The organism is Sandarakinorhabdus sp. (assembly GCF_051860625.1).
GTDB lineage: Bacteria > Pseudomonadota > Alphaproteobacteria > Sphingomonadales > Sphingomonadaceae > Sandarakinorhabdus.
This window is the reverse complement of sequence record NZ_JBHYDQ010000015.1, coordinates 1-22634: the sequence shown is the minus strand read 5'-3', so window position 1 is coordinate 22634 and position 22634 is coordinate 1. Positions and strand designations below refer to the sequence as shown.

Sequence of the window (22634 nt, the reverse complement as noted above, 5' to 3'; positions counted from 1 at the left end):
CCGATGCTCCTCACAGGCGATCCGCAAGCTTGTTCCAGTCCGGCGTCGTCTCACCGCGCAGCGTGCGCACGAAAAAGTCGAACTGCCGGCGCTGCAGATAGCGCATCGGTTCGGTCGATCGGCCAGCGCCATGGCCACCGTTTGGCACCACCATCTGCTCGAAATCCTTGCCGGCCCGGATCAGCGCGTCGGCGACCTGCATTGACACCGCCGGATCGACATTCATGTCCAGTTCGCCCGACACCAGCAGCAGCTTGCCCTGCAATCGGTGCGCATTCACTACATTCGAACTGCGCTCATAGGCCTCCCCCGCCGGCCAGCCGAGCCACAGCTCGTTCCAGATCGGCTTGTCGAGCCGGTTGTCGTGGCAGCCGTTATACGCCACTGCCGCCTTGTAGAATTCCGGGAAAAACAACAGCCCAGCCAGCGCATTCTGCCCACCGAGCGAGCCGCCATACAGTCCCACGCGCGTCGCATCATACCAGCGAAATTTCGCTGCCGCCGCCTTGTGCCACGCGATCCGGTCCGGCGTGCCGGCCTCACCCACATTCTGCCAGGTCACATCCTGAAACGCCTTCGATCGGTGCAGCGTGCCCATCCCGTCGATCTGCACGACGATGAAGCCTAGGTCGGCCTGCGCCTGCATCCCCACCACCTTGTCGCCGCCGCCGTGATAACCGAACGGCCAGAAACGCTTGGGCACAAACTGGTCGAACCCGGCGCCATAGATATTCTCGATCACCGGATAGGATTTGGCCGGATCGAAATCGCTGGGCCGCACGATCAGGCCGTGAATGTCGGTCTTGCCGTCGCGTCCCTTGGCGACGAAGGTTTCGGGCGCCTTCCAGCCGGTGGCAAGCAGCCGCGAAATGTCGCCGCGATCCACCTCTGCAATCTTGCTGCCGTCGGCCACCCGCCGCAACTCCATCACCGGCGGCATATCCACCCGCGAATAAAGATCGACATAAAGGCTTTTGTCGGGCGACAGCCGCACATCGTGAAACGCATCGGCGGTGGTCAATGCGCGCAGCCCGCTGCCGTCGAAATTCACGATGTAATAATGCTGGAAATAGGGATCGGAGCCCGCCGCCTTGCCGTTCGCCGCAAAGATGATCTGCCGCCCCGCCTCATCCACGCTAACGATGCTGCGCACGACCCACTCGCCCTTGGTGATCTGCCGCATCTGCCCCGACTTGCCATCGACCATGTAGAGATGGTTCCAGCCGTCCCGCTCGGACATCCAGATGATTTCGCGGCCTATCCCGCCCACATCATGATGCTGATGCCGTGGCGCATAGACCATCGTGTCGGCGTTTTCGCTCACCATGCTGCGCGCCGCGCCGGTGGCGGCTTCGACCTCGACCAGCCGATAAACCTGATGCCCCCGCTGGTTGTAGGTAAAGCTGATCGCCTTGCCATCCGCCCGCCACACCAGCGGCGACAATTGGAACGGATTGGCGAACAGCGTATCGGCGACCGGAATCGCCTTGCGCGCCGCCACATCGATGATCACCGGCTCGTCCTTGTCCAGCCGGTCCCCCACGGTCGGATACAGCTGCGTCACCAACCGCGGCCGGCCGCCGCCAGGTGGGGACGACTGCACCCGATACACCTCCCGCGCAAAGCCCGGCTTCACCCGCACCAGCGCCACCCGCGCCGAGTCCGGTGACCACACCAAAGATTCCGGATCGTAGAAATAGCCCGGCGTGCCATCCAGCGTGCGAAACACCGTGCGGCCATCAGCAACGGCGCGCACCACCACATTGTCCTCGATCACCAGCGCTTCATATCGGCCATCCGGTGACTGCCGCGGGCGATTGTCTGCGGGCACCCGCAAATCGCGCAGCACGCCATACATGTTCGGCCGCCCCGCCGGCGCCGGCGCCTTGCTGCACACATAGGCGGCCAGGCTGCACACGAACACATTCTCCTCGATGCGCACCCTTATGCTCGCCCCATCGGCCGCCGGCGTGAAACTCTCGAACGGCAACCGATCCGCCCTGATCTTCGCCCCCGTCACCACCGCGAGCGCCCCCGCCAGCCGCCCATGATCAAATGCCGGCCGATGCCCCGCCGTCGCCAGATCATAGGTCACAAATTCAAACCCATCTCCCGCCGTCCGCCGATAATGAAACCGGCTATTGTCGGCCGCCCACACCGGCGCATCGGCCACATGATCGGTCAGATACATGGTCCGCTCACGCAAATTCAACGACCGCTCGAATGCAGCCATGTCCGGGCCGGCGGGCATGGAGTCTGCGCGTGCTGCCGCTGAAAGATTGGTCCCGGCAAGCGCCAGCAAAAGGGTTGCAATCCGAATTGCTGACCCATGAACCCGGTTAAACACCACAGATACCCTCAATGTTGAAAACGCAGTTTACAGGAGAATATTCGGCAACAGGTACCCCTCAAGCCATCACCGCCTGCCACACGCCCGCCATCAGCATGCCAGCGCGCATATCCCCCACCGTGGTGCCGGCCATCTTGTTCATCACATAGCTCATGCACAGCCGCGCATCCATGTCGCAGACCACCAGCGATCCGCCGTAACCGCCCCAGAACACGCTGTTCGGATTGGGAAACGGCCGCGCCGGGCCGGGGAGGCCATAGCCCAGGCCATAGCGCACCGGCATGTTGAGAATCATATCCTGGCCTTCGATCTGCAGTTCCTGGGCGCGGCGGACGCCGGCTTCGCTGAGCAGGCGCTTGCCGCCGGCAACGCCGCCATTGGCCATCAGCGTCTGCACCGCCACCACGCTGCGCGCGTTGCCTTGACCGCCTGCGGCCGGTATTTCGGCGCCGCGCCAGGCGCGGGTGCGGGTATCGATCGGGTTGATGCGCGGGTTGGTTTGCATGTTCTTCGTCAGTTCCGACGGTTCGCCGGGGCTGATCGCGGCGCCGCCGGGCGGGGGCACCAGATCGGCGACGCGATGATCATGGCTGGCATCAAGCCCGATGTGGAAATCGGCGCCGAGCGGCCCGGCGAGCTGTTCGGCAAACACCGTGCCCAGCGATTTGCCGGTGATGCGGCGCACGACTTCGCCGACCAGATAGCCTTGGGTGACGGCGTGATAGCCCGGCTGCGTGCCCGGCGCCCAATAAGGCGCCTGAGCGGCCAGTCGGCTGGTGACCAGTTCCCAATCATACAGGCCTTCCGGCGGCATCGGTTCGGCAAAGCCCGACAGGCCGGCGCTGTGGCTCATCAACTGCGCGACGGTCACATCCTGCTTGCCGGCGGCAGCAAATTCGGGCCAGTAATGCGCGACGCGCTCTTCAAATCTCAACTCGCCCTGGTCCGCCAGCCACAGCGCGGTCAGCGCCGTCATCGTCTTGGTGGTGCTGTAGACATTGACGATGGTGTCGCGTTCCCATGGCCGCGTCTGCGCCTCGTCGGCCCAGCCGCCCCACAGGTCGATCACTGGCTCGCCATCGATGGTGGCGGCGAAGCTGGCGCCGATATCCTGGCCGCTGCTGAGCATCGAAGCCATTGTGGCGCGGACGCCTTCGAAACGCGGGTCAACGAAACCGTGAACTTCGCTCATGTCACCATCTCCTGCGGCAGGGGCGATGGCCCCACCAGTTGCTCATAGAGTTTCAGCGCATATCGGTCGGTCATGCCAGCCACGAAATCGCCGACATGGCGCGCGCGGCCGGGTTCGTCAGCCGGGCACGATGGCCCCCAGTCGCCGGGCAGGCGGGCGGGTTCATCGTGCAGGGCGGCAAACAGCGCGGCCACCACCTGTTCGGATGGGTCACGCAGGCGCGCCACGGCCGGCGCGCGATACATGTTTTCGCGCAAATAAGCTTTCAGCACGCGCACGTCGGCGGCCAATGGTGTGGACAGGTTTGCCAGCGTGTGGCCGGCGCTGCGGATGTGCCGGGCATCGGTTGCATTGAGGGCGAGCAGCCGGGCTCGGGAGGTGGCCAGCACATCGTCCACCATGCGGCCGATCATTTCGCGCACCAGTTCGGGAACCAGCCGCCGCCTGGCCGTTACGCCGGGCCAGCGTGTGGTGACCGCCTGCCAGCACTCGGCGACGAACGGCACCGCCTGCGCGACGTCCTCCACCGCAAACAGCCCGGCCCGGATGCCATCGTCCAGATCGTGATTGTCATAGGCGATATCGTCGGCCACCGCCGCCAGTTGCGCCTCCAGCCCGGCATGGCTGTCCAGATCGAGCGGCCAGGCGGCATCTACGCCAGCCAGCGCCCAGCCAGGTTCGAACACCGGGCCATTGTGCTTGGCGAGACCCTCCAGCGTTTCCCAACTGAGGTTCAGGCCATCGAAACCCGGATAACGGCTCTCCAGTTTCGTCACGATGCGCAGCGCATGGCCGTTGTGATCGAAGCCGCCCCACGGCGCCATGGCGCGTTCCAGCGCATCTTCACCGCTGTGGCCGAACGGCGGGTGGCCAAGATCATGGGCGAGCGCCAGCGCCTCTGTCAAATCTTCGTCCACGCCCAGCGCGCGGGCCAGGCTGCGGGCGATCTGAGCGACCTCCAGGCTGTGGGTAAGCCGCACGCGGAAGTGATCGCCATCGGGGGCGACGAACACCTGCGTTTTGTAGCGCAAGCGCCGGAACGCGCCCGAATGGATGATGCGGTCGCGATCGCGGGCGAACGGCGTGCGGGCGGACGTAGCCTCCCCATACAGCCGCCCGCGCGATGCCTGCCAGTGAGTGGCGTAGGGCGCGAGGTTCAACGAACCGTTCCGGCCGCCTTCAACGCGCCAATCTTGTCCGCGTCATAGCCAAGATCAGCCAGGATCGCATCGGTATCGGCTGCCTTCGTCATGCGCGGAGCGGCGGTGACAGTGGCGGAATAGCGCGGGGCCGGCGCGGGCTGCATGACGCCATCGGCCTCCACGAACGTCTGCCGGGCGGCATTGTGCGGGTGGTACGGGGCTTCGGCCATGGACAGCACTGGCGCGAAGCAGATGTCGGTCATCTCCATGATTGCGCACCATTCATCGCGGGTTTTCGTGGCGAACAGCGCCGTCAGCCGGTCTTTCAGCAGCGGCCAGCGCTTTGCGTCCATCTGGGCGGCGAAATCGGGATCATCCTTCAGGTCGGTCTTTTCCAGCAGCAGGGCATAGAATTGCGGTTCCAGGCTGCCGATGCTGATGAACTTGCCATCGGCGCAGGCATAAGTGTCGTACATATGGGCGCCGGTATCGAGCAGGTTGACGCCGCGTTCATCCCGCCAGATGCCGTTGGCCCGGAACCCCCAGATCATCGCCATCAGCGCAGCAGCACCATCGGTCATCGCGCAATCGATCACCTGGCCCTGGCCAGTCGTCTTGGCATGCAGCAGCGCACTGACCATGCCGAAGGCCAGCATCATGCCGCCGCCGCCGAAATCGCCGACCATGTTGATCGGCGGTGTCGGCTTGTCCCCGGCGCGGCCATAGCCATGCAGGGCGCCGGCGAGCGCGATATAGTTGATGTCATGCCCCGCGGCATGGGCATAGGGCCCGAACTGCCCCCAGCCGGTCATGCGGCCATAGACCAGCGTCGGGTTCACGGCATGGCAGTCCGCCGGCCCCAGCCCCAGCCGTTCGGTCACGCCGGGACGGAAACCTTCGAACAGGGCATCGGCGCCTTTCACCAGATCGAGCACCAGCGCGCGGCCTTGCGGCGATTTCAGGTCCACCCCAATCACCCGCCGGCCGCGCAGCAGCGGATCGCGGGCATCGATGCGGGCACCGGGCCGGTCGACTCGGATCACTTCGGCGCCATGATCGGCCAGCATCATGCCGGCGAATGGCCCGGGGCCGATGCCGGCCAGTTCGATCACTCTGATGCCTTGCAGTGGCCCTGCCATGTTCGTCACTCCCGTTTGTGTGCGTCTTCCGTGCCACCTGCGCGTGAAAGGTCAAGCTGGTGCCGGTCACAGGTACCCGGACATTTTGGGCATTTGACAGGTCACGGGGGAGGTCACAAAGAAAGCCATGGCCGACAACAGCCCCATCGAGGATTTCCGCCAGGCCGTGGCGGCCAGCATGCGCGCGCTCGGCCATGCGCCGGGCATGGACCTGGCCTATACTGCTGACAAACCAGCCTGTTTCGGCGAACAGGCCCGCGTACCGCAACCGGCGCGCGCGCTGCCGGCCGAACAGGTTGCCGAAGTGCGCGGCTGGGCCGACAGTTTCGCTCTGAAGCGCCGCCACCACGATGCCAAGCTTCATGGGGCCGATCTGCCCGATGCCGGACTGGCCCGCGAGATCTGGAACGCCCTGGAACAGACGCGCTGCGAAGCGCTGGGAGCGCTGGATATGGCCGGGGTGGCGCGCAATCTGGATCGCATGGTGGAGGCCCGGGTGCGCACCGATCCGATCGTGCGCGCCCGCACGCCGGAAGAAGTACCGCTGGCCAGTGCGCTGGCCCTGATCGTGCGCGAACGGCTGACGGGCGCTGCGGTGCCGCGTGCGGCCGAAGCCGCGGTGGAGATGGTGCGCGCCGATATCGAAGCGCGCAGCGGCGGGCATCTCGATGATCTGGCCGGAACCCTGGATGATCAGGCTGGCTTTGCGCAGGCTTTGCGCCGCGTGCTCAACGATCTTGGGCTGGGCGCTGATCCGGACGAAGCGGCTGAAGAGGCCGAGGAAAGCGAAGGCCAGGACGAAGAAGAACAGCCCGGCGAGGACAGCGACGACCAGCAGCAGGATGACGGCGGTGGCCAGGAACAGTCCACCGAAACGCGCGCCGAGGAATCGGCCGATGCGCCCGAAGATTCCGAAAGCCGCGAAGTCGAGATGGACACCGACATGGTGTCTGACGCCGAAATGGGCGAGGACGGCGACGAGGGCATGATGCCGTGGCGGCCCAACCAGCCGCTTTCGGACCTGCCGCCGGATTTCGATTATCGCGCCCACACCACCAAGTTCGACGAAGTGGTGGGCGCCGCCGATCTGTGTGACGACGAAGAACTGACCCGGCTGCGCGCCTATCTCGATCAGCAACTGATCCCGCTGCAATCGGCGGTGACCAAGCTGGCCAACCGCTTGCAGCGCCGGCTGATGGCGCAGCAGAACCGGAGTTGGGACTTCGATCAGGACGAAGGCATGCTCGATGCCGGGCGGCTGGTGCGTATCGTGACCAACCCTACCCACGCACTGTCATATAAGGTGGAGCGTGATACCGAATTTCGCGACACGGTGGTAACGTTGCTGATCGACAATAGTGGCTCGATGCGCGGGCGGCCGATCTCCATCGCGGCGATCTGCGCCGACATATTGGCGCGCACACTGGAACGCTGTGCAGTGAAAACCGAAATCCTCGGCTTCACCACCCGCGCCTGGAAGGGCGGGCAGAGCCGGGAGGCGTGGCTGGCCGCCGGGCGTCCGGCCAAGCCAGGTCGCCTCAATGATCTCAGGCACATCGTTTACAAGCAGGCCGACGCACCATGGCGTCGGGCGCGCAAGAATCTTGGCTTGATGATGCGCGAAGGCCTGTTGAAGGAGAATATCGACGGCGAGGCGCTGTTGTGGGCGCATGATCGTCTGCTGGCCCGGCGCGAGGATCGCCGCATCCTGATGGTGATTTCCGATGGTGCGCCGGTGGATGATTCGACCCTTTCGGTAAACAGCGGCAATTATCTGGAACGCCATCTCCGGGCTGCCATCCGCCAGATCGAAACCCGCAGCCCGGTGGAATTGATCGCCATCGGCATCGGCCACGACGTGACGCGATATTACGCCCGTGCCGTTACCATCATGGACGCCGAACAACTTGGCGGCACAATCATCGACAGCCTGGCCGCACTGTTCGAACAGGGTGGTGGCAAAGGCAAGCGGCGGCGCTGACCGCTTGTGCTGCACGCTTGACCGTCAATCACTTGCGTTGATTGCAACGCAGGCCGTGATGCACGCGTAACCAAATCATAAGTCGCTGGCGCTATGGTTCCAAATCGGTTTAAGGTGGTAAATAACAGGGGTCGCAACGCAAGGTTGCGGAGGGAATCGGGATGGACGATGGCGGCTGTTGGGCAGGGCGCGAGCCGCGGCCATATCCGTATCCCATGCGTGTATCGGGGATGCAGATCGCTGCGGTCATGCTTCTGGCGTCTGCCGCAATGCCTGCCGCAGCGCAGGTTGGCGTAACCGGCGCCCCAACCCGTGAAGAAATTGATCCCAGCCGGCGACCTACCATCAGCCAGCCGAGTCGGCTGATCGTCGATGGCGATATCGAACGCAGCCCATGCGCGCTCGCCGATCCGGCTTATGCAGCCATCAAATTGACCCTGACGCGTGCCGAGTTCAACAATCTGGGACCGGTGGCGGCCGCTGAACTGGAGCCGCTATGGCGGCCCCTGACCGGCCGCGAACTGCCGGTGTCGGCGCTGTGCGAAATTCGCGATGCGGTGGCGACCAAATTGCGCCGGCTGGGCTATCTGGCGGCCGTGCAAGTGCCGGCCCAGCGGATCGAAGGCGGTATTGTTCGCTTTGAAGTGTTGTACGCCCGCCTGACCGCCATTCGCGTGCGCGGCAACGCAGGCCGAAATGAAGGCCAGGTGGCGCGTTATCTGAAAAAACTGGCGACCGGTGAGGTGTTCAACCGCATCACGGCCGAACGCTATCTGCTGCTGGCCCGCGATTTGCCCGGCATGGATGTGCGGCTGGCGTTGAAACCGGCGGGCACTGGCGCTGGCGACATGGTTGGCGAGATCAGCGTGCGGCGCCGCGCGGTGGAGGCCGATCTGGTGGTCACCAATCTGGCGCCTTCGCAAACCGGACCCTGGGGCGGGCAGCTTCGCGTGCAGGCGCATGGCCTGACCGGGCTGGGCGATCACAGCTTCGTATCGTTCTACACCACCAGCGATGTGCGCGAGCAGCAGGTGCTGCAGGCCGGCCATGATTTCGCCGTTGGTGGCGAAGGCCTGCGCTTGTCGGGGCGGGTCACTCAGGCCTGGACCAAGCCATCGCTGGGCGCCGGCGTACCGCCTGTGGAGGCCGAGACATTTTTTGCCAATTTCGAAGCGTCTTACCCGATCCTGCGCAGACAGGGCGCCAGCTATTTCGGCCGCGTTGGCCTTGATCTGGTCAATCAACAAGTTGATTTCAACGCCGTGCCCCTTTCACGCGACCGGCTGCGGGTTGCCTATGCCAGGTTCGATGCCGACTGGGTGGATTTGAAAGGGCGCGGTCCTGGCGGAACCACCGCCTGGCGGGTGGCGGCCAACCTGGAGCTGCGGCAGGGCGTGGCGATTTTTGGCGCCAGCCCGGATTGCCTGGAAAACCTGGCCGCGTGCACCGGCGTCGGTGTGGTGCCGCCCAGTCTGTTCAACGGCAGCCCGACCGCCACCGTGCTGCGCTTCACAGGCCTCGCCGAAGCGCGATTGTCGCGACGTCTCAGCCTGGTGGTGCAGCCGCGGGCGCAATATGCCAGCGGCAACCTGTTCGGGTTCGAACGTTTTGCCCTGGGTAATTACACGGTTGGCCGCGGCTTCGAACCGGGCGCACTGACTGGCGACGACGGCTTTGCGGCAAGCGCCGAACTGCGCCACGATCCGATCATCCTGAATCAAGACTTGAAGCTGGCAGCCCAGCCTTATGTGTTTGTCGATGCCGGCTGGGCGTGGACCCGCAATCTGGGGGCAGCGGCACGTAATCCGGGCAATCTGGTGTCGGCTGGTGGCGGCGCACGGTTCATTGTATCGGACAGGGCGCGGATCGATGTCGGCGGCGCGATAGCCTTGAAGGGCCTGGGGCCGGTCAATGCCGGCGATGTGCGCATGCTGGTGACACTGACCACCCGCCTGCTGCCGTGGAGGACCCGCTGATGCGCCTGTTCGACAAGCACGCCTCGGCGCTGACGTCTCGCGCCCGGCTGGCCCTGGCGGCGTCCCCCGGCGTTCTGGCCAGCATGCTGGCTCTGCAACCACAGGCGGTGCGGGCCCAGGCGTTTCAAGGCACGCCAGAAGTGGTTCTGGGCAACGCCAGCCGGACGGTTACCGCCGGTGCAGAGACAATCACGATCAATAGCCCGCAGGTGACGTTGAACTGGTCTCCGACCGACGTCGGGCCGGGGCCGAATCCTGTCGATTTTCTGCCGCAGGGCAATGTGGCAACATTCCAGGGCGGCGCGGCGCTGGGTGGCGGCAGTTACACGGTCTTGAACCGCATCATCGCCCATCCCATCCTTGCCGCAGATCCAAGCCGGATTATCCAGCTTTCGGGCACTGTGAACAGCGATGCGGCGGGCAGCATCTGGTTCTACTCGCCGACCGGCATGCTGATTTCCGGCACTGCGAGCTTCAACGTTGGCAGCCTGCTGTTGACGGCGAGTGAAGCCGATGGCGGCAATCAACTGGCAACACCGTTCCTCAACGGCAACCAGGCCCGGTTCCGGAACACGACCGGCGGTTTCCCGAATATCGAGATCGCAAGCGGCGCTAGTTTCGCGTTCAGCACGACAGGTGGCTATCTGGTCGCAATCGCGCCGGGCAGCATTTTTGATGATGCGGGCTTCATTACCAGCAATCCCAGATTGGCGCTGCCAAACGCAGAAGACGTTCTCGTGGAATTCTCCCCCGAGTTTGTCTCCTTCGTGTATGATCCGGATGCGCCGCCACCGCCGCCGCCTGGCGTTTTTTCCTTTCAAGGCACGCCAGACGTCATTCTCGGCAGCATCGACCGATCGGAATTCGGCCAGACCGAATTTATTGATGTCAATGCCACCCAGACCACGATCAACTGGACCCCGATCGATGACGGCTCGAGTGGAACAATCAATTTCCTGCCGAGTGACCGCACGGTTGAATTTCGGAGTGGATCGTCGATCAACGGCTCCAGCTATACTGTCCTGAATCGCATCATCGCGGCAAACCCATCGGCCGTGATCGGGCTGTCGGGCACGGTCAACAGCGACGCGGACGGCAGCATCTGGTTTTATGCGCCGGGCGGCTTGCTGCTGACAAACACCGCGAACTTCAACGTCGGCAGTCTGCTGTTGACCGCCAATGATCCGGTAGGGGCGGCGGGCGGGCAGCCGTTCATCACCAACGGCAATCAGTTCCGGTTGCAGGCCGACAGTGGCAGCACGGCGCGCGTTGAAATCGAATCCGGTGCGGGGATCAATGCCTCCAATCATAACAGTTATGTCATTGCCGTGGCGCCTGGTTTCCGCATGGACGGCAATATCAACGTCAATGGTTCGGCGGCGCTGGTAGCGGCCGAAGACGTCAGCTTCACGCTGAATGGTGGGCTGTTCGATATCACCACCAATATCTCGTCGGCTGCTGGCGGGATGTCTTCGGTTTCCGGTAATATCACCGGGCCGGGCGGAAATTCGGCGATTTTGGATTATCACCGCATCTACATGATGGCGATGCCACGCAACGATGCGATGACGATGCTCATCACCGGCAGCGGGCAGATCGGGTTCGATATCGCCAGCGCGGCCGATGTCGACGGCAATGCTGTCGTGCTGTCGGGTGGCTATGACATCCAGGGCAGCGCCGCCGGCAAGGGCCTTGGCCACTTCGCCAACCAGCCCGCCGCCACCAGCACCGCCACCGCGACGGTGGACGTCGATGCCGCCACCTTCACTTCCAACCTGGTGGTGCGGTCGAAGAACGTGGCGCAGGCAATTGCGCGGACCGGCCAGCTCGACATCGCCCGTGATATCGAAGTCTATGCCGACGGCCAGGCCTTCATCGGCGCGCGCAACAACCAGCTGCTGGAAGTGTCGGGCAATGTGCTGGCCGATGCCTCAGTGCAGTTCAACGAGACGGCAGGCGCCAACCGCACCGCCGGCCAGGCCGATGTGGCGGCGATCGACGGCGGCATCGTGGGCGTGCTGGGCACCATCACCGCCCGCGCTGACGCGCGCGGGGACAGCACCACGGCGGCCGGGCAGGCCGGCGGCATTGGTACCGGTGGCTTTGCGCAGATCCGGTCGGCGGACGGCTTCCTGCAAGGCCAATCGCTGCTGGCCAGCGCCAATGGCGCCGGCGGCATCGCAGCCGACGGCGCGGGCGGCAGTGGGGTTGGCGGCCTGGCCATGGTGCAGATCGGCAGTGCTGGCAATTTGCTTCTCACCGACGGCTCGCTGGTGATCCTCGCGCAGGGCATCGCCGAACAGGGCGCGGATGGCCAATCCTCCGGCTCCGCGACGGGCGGCAGTGCTTTGCTGGAGGTGCAGTCCGGCGCAAATCTGGTCGTTCCCAACCGGCTGGAAGTGAACGCAGACGCGCTTTACCTCATGGGCACGCCCACAAATCATCTTGGCGGCGGCGTGCTTCAGGCCGGTGATGCGCGCGCCTTCGTCGGTGATGGCGCAACGGTCAACGCCAACGAGCTGCTGATCAGCGCGATCGCCTTTGGCCCTGACGGCACCGGTGGCAATGAATTCCGCGGCGGTATCGCGGAACTGATTGTTACCGACGCAGCCGCCAACACCAGCGTCAACATCGGTTCAGGCACGATCATCGACGCCGGTGGTTATGGTGCCAACGGGCTGACCGGCGGTAATGTGCAGGGCGGAAATGGCATAGGCGGCAACGCGTTTCTGATTGCCAGCGGCAATCCAAGCATCTCCCTGGGTGTCGATATTGTAGGTCTCTCGGGTGTTCGCGCTGACGCGACTGGCGGCTCGGGCGCACCCGGCGGCGACGGAGGCAATGCGCTGGGCGGCAGCGCTCAGGTCCGGCTGGCAAATGGCGGCGGGCTGCAAGTGCCCGGCGGTCTGATCATTTCGGCCGACACCATCGGCGGTGACGGTGTTTCAGGCGGCACCGCCACGGCCTTCGGCGTGACTCAGGCCAACAGCGCGGTTTCGCTCTACTATGGCCCTGACGGCATGTCCGCTGATGGCGGCATCGAGGTGTTTGGCGATCTGCGGCTGTCCGCCACCGCCATCGGCGGCAATGGCAGCAGCGACATCGGCGGTGCGGCCCTGGGCGGCTTCATCGATCTGCGGCTGGAATCGCAGTCGACGAACGTCGGATTTTTGACGGTCGACAGCAGCGCCGTGGGCGGCGGCGGCAGCATCGGCGGTGCTGCGCAAAGCGGCCGCGCATTCGTGGACATCACCGACAGCGAGTTGTTCGTTTCCAGCCAATTCCAGATGCTGGCCAATGCCACGGGCGGGTCTGCACTGGCAGACAGCGGCGGCGCCGGCGGCAATGCCACGGTGGGACAGGCAAGGGCCACGATCAGCGGCGCCGAAAGCGGCCCCGGCGGTCGCCTGCTGATCGGCGGGGGTGATCTCATCATCTCGGCGATCGCCCAGGGCGGGGCGGGCGGCTCTTCCACCACGGGCAACGGTGGTGCGGGCGGCGCGGCCGGGAATGATTCGGCCGGGGCCAACGTCCAGTTGGTCGCGCTGGGCGGCAACGGCAGCATCGACGCGTTTACCGCCACCATCAGCAACAATGCCATCGGCGGCGCTGGCGGTGACAGCACCGGTGGTGCCGGCGGCAGTGGTGGCAATGCCACGGGCGGCTATACCGACCTCGGGGTGTTCAGCGGACCGGCCACGCCGCTCAGCAATCTTTCGTTTGCCAGATTCGGCGGCACGATCCTGCTCAACGGCAGCGCGCAAGGCGGCAACGGTGGCGCCGGAAATGGCCCGGGGCCGGCGGGACGCGGTGGCGATGCCATTGGCGGGAAGCAGTTCATTCCGGTGCAGGGTGCCAGCTTCGAAGCGGTCGACGTCAATGTGAATCTGACGGCAACCGGCGGCAATGGCGGCGGTGGCGCGCAGAACGATGCGGGCGGCGGCAATGCCCAGGGCGGCGAAGGCGCCTTGCTGGCGACGTCACACGCCACCGGCGGGCAGCCGGCAAATGTGCAAGTGTCGGGCTTGTTTAACATCACGGCTCCCGGCAATGGCGGTGCCAGCAACACCGCACCGGGCAGCGGACAGGGCGGCCTGTCCCAGATCAGGGTTGAGGAAGCGGGCCTGCCCGTAAGCAATCATGGCGATCTGCTCTTCCCCGGGGGCATATTCATGTCCGCCAACGGTTTCGGCGGAAGTTCGCTGTCGCTGGCAACGACCGGCGGTGATGGGTTCGGCGGCACGGTACGCATGCTGGCCAACCGTGGCACGCTGGAATCAACCGGGTTCCTCAGCATGTTTGCCGATGGCTTCGCCGGCCCGCAGATTGCCGGGCAACAGGCCGGCAGCAGCACCGGGGGCCTGTCGGAAATCGTGGTCAATGGTGGTAGCGCCACGATCGGCAGCGCCCATCTTGTCGCCACCGGCTATTATGGCACAGCCACTGGTGGGACGATACGCACCGCCGTGGAGTCATTGGGTGGCACCCTGACCATCTCCGGCAGCTTCGTGGCGCTGTGGGCCGACGGGTTGGGCGGGGTTGGCCAGTCCACGCCTGGTTCCGGCACCGCAACCGGTGGCACCGTCGATATCAGCACGGCTGCCGGCGGCACGACAATTATCGAGAATATCGGCCCGGGCACACTGCAAATCTCCGCCCAAGGCGATGTGAGCAGCGGCATGATCGGCGACAGCAGCGACGCCATCGGCGGGCAGATCATCATCAGCAACGCCGGTACCACCAGCATCACTGACAATGTTGGCGAACTGCAACTGCAGACATTTGCCCGCGCCGGCAACGGCGGGACATCTTTGGCGGGCGGCTCGGCCAGCGGTGGCTCGCTGGCCATTACCAACACGGCCGGCACGCTGGATTTCGGGGCGATTTCTGGCACGATCCGGCTTGGCACCAACAATTTTGGTGGCAATTCGAACTTGGCACCGGGCAGTTCCACAGGCGGCACCACCAGCATCACCGCCAGCGGCGGCACGATCGGCTTCAGCGGCGTTACTGTCATCGATGGCCTGGTGCGTGGTGGCACGGGTTTTGGGGTCGTGCCCGGCAATGCCACCGGCGGTACGACCACCATCAGCCTGACGGGCGGCAATATCGGCGTGGGTGGTAACCTGGAGGTCAATCACTTCGTCGACGGCCAAATCGCCCGCAATGGCAACGCCAATCTCATCGTTACGGCCGGGCAACTGGACGTCGCCGGCAATTTCACGCTGTTCAACGATGTCTCTCTCTTTGGCTTTAGGCCTGACGCTCAGGGCTTTGGTGGCAGCTTTAACGTCGATACGGCGGTTGGCAGCACGGTCACGATCAATGGCGCCTTTGAAGCGTTTCTGGATGCCAATGACTTCGGCGATGGCGCCAACCGCACCACCACGGGTGGTACAGCAATGATCAACAGCGGCGGTACCTTCACGGTCACGGGTAGCACCAGAATTTCGGCCTCCGCCGGCTTCCCGGATGGCGGCGGCGGGGTCGCGACCGGCGGGAATATCCTGATCTCGGCCAACAGCGGCACGTTCACGCAAAACGGCCTTTTCCTATCGACGGGCGCCTTCGCCGGCAGCGTCGGATCTGCCGATGGGCCGGGTGCGGCCGCTGGCGACATTGTTGTGCAAACATTGCCTGGCGCCCAGTTCACGGTCAACGGCCCGGTATCGCTTTTGGCCAACGCCGTAGGCGGCGGCACCTTCAATTTCGATGTCAGTGGCTTCACCGGCGGCCTTGGACGTGGCGGTGAGATCGCCATCATCAATGGCGGCGCGATGCTGTTCAATGTGGGTGACAATCTGGTCTCCATTCGGGCCACCGGTATGGGTGGCGACAGCAACATCGGTATCAACGGCCTTGGCGTTGGCGGCGACATCAGCATCTTGACCGGCGCGCTGGGCAGCTTTGAACTGCAGTCCACGTTTGGCGACGCTCTGGTGCTTGATGCCGTGGGTGTCGGCGGGTTAGCCCCGCTGACCGGCCAACCGCCTGGAAACGGGTTTGGCTCACCGGAAGGCCCACTGCCTGGGTTTGCGGGTGGTCCTCTGGACGGCCCTGAATTCGAAGGCGGATCTCGCCTGCCGGCCGGCGACGCCATCGGCGGCACAGTCATCATCAGCAACGCCGGCAATTTCACGCTGCCGGGCGGATTGAACATTCTGGTCAATGCCAGCGGCGGCATCGAAGGGACGACCGGCAACGTCACCGGCGGCATTGCCGAAGTCGGCACCAGCGGGGGCGTCACCACCATCAATGGTGATCTGGTGATGAACGGCAATGCCAATCTGCAGCTCAATTCGCCGAATGGCAACGGCACGGGTGGCACCTTGTCGCTGCTGGCCGATGGCGGCACGTTGAACATTGCCGGCGGTGTAAACATGGCAGCCATCGGCGCTGGGCTGGAAGCGCGCGGTGGTGATCTGTTCCTGCGTGCGGCCGGTGCGCTGAACGTCGACGGCAATGTCAACCTGACAGCCGCCATCGTCAGTGCAACCAATGCCACTGGGGCGTTGTCGCTGAGCGGCACGATCGATATGCAAGTGCCCCTGGGCGGCGAACTGACGATTACTGGCAGCCTTTTGGCGGATGTCAGTGCGTTGGTGCAGGTGCCGCTGGCCGACCACGACGCCCGCGCCGGCAATTTCGGACTCAGCTCCAGCGGCGCGATCAGCGTTGGCGGCAGTGGTATCGATATCAATGCCAATGCGGCCTATCTGGATCCCGACGGCCAGGGCGGCAACGCATTCGGCGGGTCTGTGCTGCTGAACCTGAATGGGGGCACCCTCGACACACCAGGGCTGCGGGTCGATGCGTCGGCGCAGGCCGATCGGTTCAACGACGATGTCGGCGGCATGGCAAGTGGCGGCACGGCCCTGTTTCAGGTCGGCGCCGGTGCGACGGCCAGTGTTGCGGGTCGATTGGAATTGAACACATCGGCCGTGGGCGGCAACGGCATTACCGGCGGCGCTGCCACGGGCGGCAACAGCCGATTCGAGGTGGCCGGGATCGCCCAGGTCGATCTTGATCTGAACAGCATCGTGCTGAACGCGTCCGGCACGGGCGGGGCGGCGTTCGACGGTACCGGCGGCGCCGGCACCGGTGGATCAGTGACACTGATGAGCATCGGCGCTGCCAGCGACCTGGCCATCACCAGCAGCAGCACCGGTGAAATTTTCCTGAATGCCGCGGGCACAGGCGGCGGCAGCATGTCCGGTGCCGGCGGCAGTGGCTTTGGCGGCAGCGTCACTGTCGCCAACGGCGGCAGCCTGGTTTTGCCTGGCTCTCTGGACTTGAACGCCAGTGGCCTCGGCGGTGCAGGCGTAACCTTGGGCAACGGCGCGGGTGGTTCTGCACTGCTTGATGTCAGCAACGGCACGTTGGCTGCAGCCTCCGGCAACGTGGGCTTGGCGGCAACAGGAGCGGGTAGCGGCGCGTCTGGCGGCATCGCACGCATTGTTTTGACCGGTGGCTTGTTGCAAGTGGGCGGGGCTGCTGAAGTTGACGCAGGCGCGACTGGTCTTGGCGTTGGAACATATAATATCGCTGCTGGCCTTGCTGAGGTTACTCAAGCCGATACGTCCCAACTGCAAGTAACCGGTGACCTCAACATCCTGGCAAGAGCTTCTCTCAATTCCGGGGACGACAACGGGTTGGGCTCAATCATTGGCGGGACGGCCCGATTCGATGCACATGGCACTGTGCAGATCATGGGTTCTTCAGAACTGTCCGCGCTGGCATTTGCCGATGGCAATGGTGGTACTGCTCAGGGCGGCACGGCCAGCTTGACGGTATCGGGGACCTATGGTTCCCAAGCCATCATCTTGAACAGCGACGGTTTTGGCGGTGACAATTTCATGGGCGCGGGACGCGCGGGCACTGGCGGCACCGCCGCGTTCAGCTTGCTTGGTGGCGCCGATTCCACGATCATATCAAATGTACAAATCTTTGCCCGCGGCGACGGTGGCGCCGGTGAAGTCCGCGGTGATGGCACCGGCGGCACAGCGAGGATCGATGCCAGCGGACAGGGCACTAGCCTGGTTGCTGGTGAGATTATATTGGACGCAACCGGTGCCGGCCGCAGCGCTGCGGGCGGTGTGGCGGAAATACGCTTTTCGCCCGATGCCAACAATGAAGGCGGCAGCATTTCGTCCCAGGGGGGCGTGGCCTTGCGGGCCGGCAGTGTGGCCGGAGACGGCACCGCCGTTGGCGGCACTGCGCGTGTGATGAACCAGCGCGGCGTGCTGATGGTCGGCAATGCCCTTGAACTTGCGGCCGGTGCGAGCGGTGCAAGTGGGGGCAGCGGTGGCAATACGATAGCCGGCACGGCCGAAGTCACGGTTGCCGGCGGCGAGATAACGGTCACCGGCACAACATTATTCAACGTCAATGCCTTCGCCGGCAACGGCATTGAAGGCGCGGGCGGCCTTGCCAGGGCCGGCACCGTGCGTTTGTTGGTCAACACACTTGGCGAAGCTGAATTGGGCAGCTTTGCCGGCAATACCATGAACGTGTCGGCGATCGCACTGGCCGGCGCGGGCGGCCGTGGCGGCGCCGGCGGCGACTCATTCGGCGGCACGATTCAAATCCTGACGGGTGCCACCGGCAACCTGATGATGGGCGGCTTGGGGGTATCGGCCGATAGCTTTGGTGGCATCGGCGGTTTGGGTGACAATGACATCAGTGGCCCTGGCGGCGTTGGCGGCAGCGCAACCGGCAGCATGATCGCCTTGGGTATCGCCAGCAGCGCCGGTCCCGGCCAGGGCGTGTTCACCGCCGGCGACATCTCGGTTTTTGCCAGAGTGGGAGCCGGTCGTGGCGGCGACGGCGCAGCGATTGGTGCCGGCGGCGCCGGCGGCAATGCGCAGGGGTCCAGTATCGAGCTGCGCAATGATGGCGGGCTGCTCACCGCAGCCGCGATTCTTGCGAATGCCGTTACGACCGGCGGACGCGGCGGTATCGGCGGCAGCGAGCCCGCATTGGCCAACGGCGGTAACGCCACCGGCGGCGACATATTGATCCAAAGCCGGCCGAACGCGGCCAACGGCACCCCCGGCACCATGACCTTGGCCAGCCTTACCGCCCAGGCCAGCAGCGAGTCTGGCCTGGGTGGTGTGACCAGCGGCAACGCCACTGGCGGGTCGGTCACGCTTCGCGCGTTACGTCAGGACACGCGTCCCGGCGATACCGATACCGGCAGCATCACCATCTCTGGCGCGCTGACGCTGGACGGCACTGGCCAGTCTGGCGGCGTGTTCGGTGGCGGCATAAGCACGGATGGCGGCAGTGCCACGGGCGGCACCATCACGCTGAGCAGCGAACTGGGTCAGATTGCCGTGAACGACTTGAGTTCGCTTTTTGCCGACGGCCTTGTGGCAGATAGCAATTTCGGCGGTGATGCCCAGGGTGGCACGATCGATCTGCGGGCCAGCGGTGGTTTGCTTGATTTGAACGGCTCCACATTTGCGACGGTCGCGGGTTTTGGCGGTGTCAGCTTCGACGGCGACGGCGGCAGCGGGATCGGCGGTTTCATCAACATCGGTGCCGATGGCGGGGGCGTGTTTGAAGCCGCTGCCGGCTTGTCGCTTTTTGCGACCGGGGCCGGCGGCGATGGCGGTACTGGTGTCGGCGGCATTGGTGCCGGCGGCAGCATCTTGGCCGAGGCCACTGGCGCGGCCTCCAACGTCATTCTGGGTGCGACCACCATGCAGGTCACCGGCACGGGTGGCGATGGGGGTGATGGGGACTTGCAAAATGGTTTCGGCGCCAACGGCGGCAATGGCTTTGGCGGCACCATCGATATCTTGGCCGTCGGTGGGAATATTGCGATCGCACCAACGCTGACGGGCAGTCGCGCCCTCATCATCGCTGGCGGCGGCTTTGGCGGCTTTGGCGGCGCCGGTTTTTTTGCTGGCAATGGCGGTGACGGCACTGGTGCCACCGTCAGGATCGGCGCCCAGGTGGCAGGCGTGCTGGAAACGGGCGGGCAGTTGGTCGACACGGGCGGTCAAGGCGGGGCAGGCCGTATCGGCGGCGACGGATTTGGCGGACAGATCAGCCTATTGGCCAGTGGTGCTGACAGCTTGCTTGTTGCACTGCAAACCGACCTGATCGCAACGGCCTCGGGCGGCAATGGCGAGATTGGCGGCCGGGCGGCAGCGGCAACGGTGGTGATTTCGGCCAGCCAGGCTGGCGCCACGGTCGATCTTGGCGATCTCTTCATCGACGCGGACGCCAGAGGCGGGAACGGCGGCGTCCAACCGCCATTCAGCTTGGCGGCTGCGGGTGACGCAATCGGCGGAAACGTGCAATTGCAGGCTGCTGGCTCGCTGTTGATAAGGGGGAACGCGCAAATAGATGCTGCCAGCATTGGCGGCAGCTGGATCGACCCGAGCATTGGTGACGCCGGAAATGCCGATGGCGGCACGGTGCGGATAGCGGCTGAGCAGGCTGGTGGCATCCTGCGTATCGACGGCAGTTTGACAGTATCGGCGCCAGTTTTTGGCGGGAATGTCGATGCCTTGGCCGCGGGCCAAGGCGGAAATGCGGCAGGTACGCGGCTGGAACTTGGCGTCGCCGCATCGGCTGAACTGAATTTCGCCGGCGGCGCGTCGTTTGACCTGCTCACCAGCGCTGGTAGCGGCGGTAACAATGCTGGCGGCACAGCGATCGGCAGCCAGGTCGCGGCAACGATCAATGGCAATCTCGACATTGGCGGAACCGGTCTTGCGATCGCAGCGCAGACGCTTGGTGGCAGCGCCGTATCGATCAGTGGCGCCAGTTTTGCATCGGGGGGCAACGCCACTGGCGCGCAAGTTGATTTCAGCATCCTCGACGGCGGATTGACGGTCAGTGGCAATACCAACATCGTGGCCGCTGCCGTCGGTGGAGATGGTCAATCTGGCGCAGGCGGCAATGCGACCGCTGGCCATGTGCGCTTCCTTGCCGTTGGCGGTGACACTGCTGGTCCGCTCACCCTGTCGCCGCTCGGCACCGTGGTGATCGAGGCGGATGCGCGCGGCGGTCTTGGCGGCAATGTTGGCCCCGGCGGTGATGGCGGTACGGCTGTCGGCGGAGTCATCGAGCTTGGCTCGGCCAGCAACGCCGGTGTGGTGGCCCTCGGCGCACTGACCGCATCAGCAAATGGCATTGGTGGCCGCGGCGGCGACGGCACGAGTTTCATTGCAGGTGGCGATGGTTTCGGCGGCACGATCCGCATCGGAATGGGCGACAGCGAACCGGCTATTGTGGCCGGAAACTTCAGCCTCGCTTCTGCCGTTCTTGGCGCACGCGGCGAAGGCGGTTCAGCTGGCAGTGGGGCGGGGGTCCATGGCCTTGGCAATGGCGGCAGTCTCGAATTGGTGATCAACGGTGCCGTCGGCACGGTTGCAGGCCCGCTCACGATGATCGCCAATGGCTTTGCCGGTGGCTTCAGCGGCGAACCGGGCGAGCCCGCACGTGGCATCGGTGGGTTTATCACCGTGGGCAGCATCGGGCTGCCCGGCGGGCCAGGTGCCAACCTGCAAATCGCCGGCGCCGTGACCGCTCAGGCCACCGGGTCTGGCAGCGACGCTGCTGCTTCCCTGAGTGATGTCGGCATCATCCAGATCCGCAGTAACGGCGGCAGCGCGCTGACGATGGCATCAGTCGACGCCACGACCTTCGGCACGTTTTCTGCGTTTGCGTCGCGAAGCGGGCTGGTGGCTGATCCGGGATCGACGATCACCATCGCCGGCAACGGACAATTCCTGTCTGGCGGCAGCCTCGCCTTGAATGATGGCGGCATCATCACCGTTGGTGGCACGTTGCTGTTCGATGCAGTCGGGCCTCTGGTCAGTGGCTTTGAGACGCCGACGCCGGGCGCAGTTGGCATTGTGCAAGCGCTCAATCTTGATCTGACAAGCGGCAGCACGATCACGCTTGCCACGCAGACTACCAACAGCGAGGATGTGAAAATCATTGCCGGCGCGACCAGCGCGCTCACGCTTGGCGACATCAATTCCACGCGGGACATCAACGTTGCTGGCGGCACGGTCATAATCGACAGCCTGCGCGCTGACCGCGATGCCGTGGTCAGTGCTGCAACGGAGCTTGTCATCAGCGGCGCCAGCAGCGGCGGCGCGCTCACCCTGCTCTCCCTTGGAGCGCTGACCGTTGGGCCGCTGGATGCAGGGGTGATCAATCCCGCCGTCGGCGTGCAGACTGACATCTTGGTGGACGCGGTGGGCGCCTTGAATGTCGGCGCCATCAATGGGGCCGGCAATGTGAACGTGACCGGCAGCAACGCCGTCACCATTGCAAGCCTGACAGCCGGCGGCTCGCAGATTGCCACCAGCGGCGCACTTGTGATCAGCGGCGCGTTTGTCACCACGGGTGCCACGGAACTGTCGGTTGGCAGTGCCAGCCTCGGCAGCCTGAGTGCGGGTTCGGCGGTGGTTGTCAGCAGCGGGTTGTTCGCGGTTGGCGGGAACCTGGTCACCACGGGCAGCAGCCAGTTGACCGTTGGCAGTGCCCAGTTGGGCAACGCGATGGCGGGTGGGGACTTCATCCTGGCCAGCGCTGACGCGCAGTTTGCCAGCATCAGTGCCGGCAATGATCTTGATATCCAGGTCACCGCCGGCAGCGTGGCGGGCAGTGGCTTGAGCGCAGGCCGCAACTTCACGATCGCGGCATCGGGCGGGATCGATCTGGGCGACGTGACCGCGGGCAGTGCTGCGCCCGGCAATATCGTGCTGAGCAGCGGTGCCATGCTGAACGCCGGCAGCCTGACCGCCACTGGCGGCGACATCACGCTCGATGCGGCAGACAGCATCATGATCGGCGCAGCGCGCGCCGATGGCCGGTTGCTGGCGCTG

7 protein-coding genes are annotated in these 22634 nt (G+C 64.8%); 3 read left to right on the top strand and 4 right to left on the bottom strand.

Annotated elements, in window-relative coordinates; all coding sequences use genetic code 11:
• Positions 1 to 10: 10 nt before the first annotated feature.
• From ACTIEZ_RS13330 to ACTIEZ_RS13315, 4 genes are all read right to left on the bottom strand, one after another.
• Positions 11 to 2233, bottom strand: a complete 2223-nt coding sequence (locus tag ACTIEZ_RS13330; protein ID WP_439547174.1) for a DPP IV N-terminal domain-containing protein — start codon at positions 2231 to 2233, stop codon at positions 11 to 13.
• Between the two features lie 175 nt (positions 2234 to 2408).
• The gene (locus ACTIEZ_RS13325; protein WP_439547173.1) at positions 2409 to 3542 is read right to left on the bottom strand and encodes a serine hydrolase domain-containing protein; all 1134 of its coding nucleotides are present in this window, start codon (positions 3540 to 3542) and stop codon (positions 2409 to 2411) included.
• Positions 3539 to 4702 carry a deoxyguanosinetriphosphate triphosphohydrolase gene (locus tag ACTIEZ_RS13320; protein ID WP_439547172.1) on the bottom strand — a complete coding sequence of 388 codons (1164 nt, stop codon included), beginning with the start codon at positions 4700 to 4702 and terminating at the stop codon, positions 3539 to 3541. Before ACTIEZ_RS13320 ends, ACTIEZ_RS13325 begins: the two co-directional genes overlap by 4 nt.
• Positions 4699 to 5823, bottom strand: coding sequence for a CaiB/BaiF CoA transferase family protein (locus tag ACTIEZ_RS13315; protein WP_439547171.1), 1125 nt, complete (start codon positions 5821 to 5823; stop codon positions 4699 to 4701). Before ACTIEZ_RS13315 ends, ACTIEZ_RS13320 begins: the two co-directional genes overlap by 4 nt.
• Positions 5824 to 5950: 127 nt before the next feature.
• Here ACTIEZ_RS13315 and cobT point away from each other — a divergent pair, with 127 nt between their 5' ends.
• The 3 genes from cobT to ACTIEZ_RS13300 all read left to right on the top strand — a co-directional run.
• Complete coding sequence (gene cobT / locus ACTIEZ_RS13310) at positions 5951 to 7804, top strand: cobaltochelatase subunit CobT (RefSeq protein WP_439547170.1); 1854 nt, start codon at positions 5951 to 5953, stop codon at positions 7802 to 7804.
• A gap of 269 nt (positions 7805 to 8073) precedes the next feature.
• On the top strand, positions 8074 to 9780 hold the full coding sequence (locus ACTIEZ_RS13305) for a ShlB/FhaC/HecB family hemolysin secretion/activation protein (RefSeq protein WP_439547169.1): 1707 nt from the start codon (positions 8074 to 8076) through the stop codon (positions 9778 to 9780).
• Positions 9780 to 22634 (top strand): beta strand repeat-containing protein (locus ACTIEZ_RS13300; protein WP_439547168.1); only part of this gene is annotated, 12855 nt, incomplete at its 3' end. The genes ACTIEZ_RS13305 and ACTIEZ_RS13300, both read left to right, overlap by 1 nt.

Excerpts from the sequence above, each read along its gene's own strand:
- ACTIEZ_RS13330 (WP_439547174.1), bottom strand. The coding sequence starts at position 2,233 with ATGGCTGCATTCGAGCGGTCGTTGAATTTGCGTGAGCGGACCATGTAT.
- cobT (WP_439547170.1), top strand. The coding sequence starts at position 5,951 with ATGGCCGACAACAGCCCCATCGAGGATTTCCGCCAGGCCGTGGCGGCC.
- ACTIEZ_RS13325 (WP_439547173.1), bottom strand. The coding sequence starts at position 3,542 with ATGAGCGAAGTTCACGGTTTCGTTGACCCGCGTTTCGAAGGCGTCCGC.
- ACTIEZ_RS13305 (WP_439547169.1), top strand. The coding sequence starts at position 8,074 with ATGCCTGCCGCAGCGCAGGTTGGCGTAACCGGCGCCCCAACCCGTGAA.
- ACTIEZ_RS13315 (WP_439547171.1), bottom strand. The coding sequence starts at position 5,823 with ATGGCAGGGCCACTGCAAGGCATCAGAGTGATCGAACTGGCCGGCATC.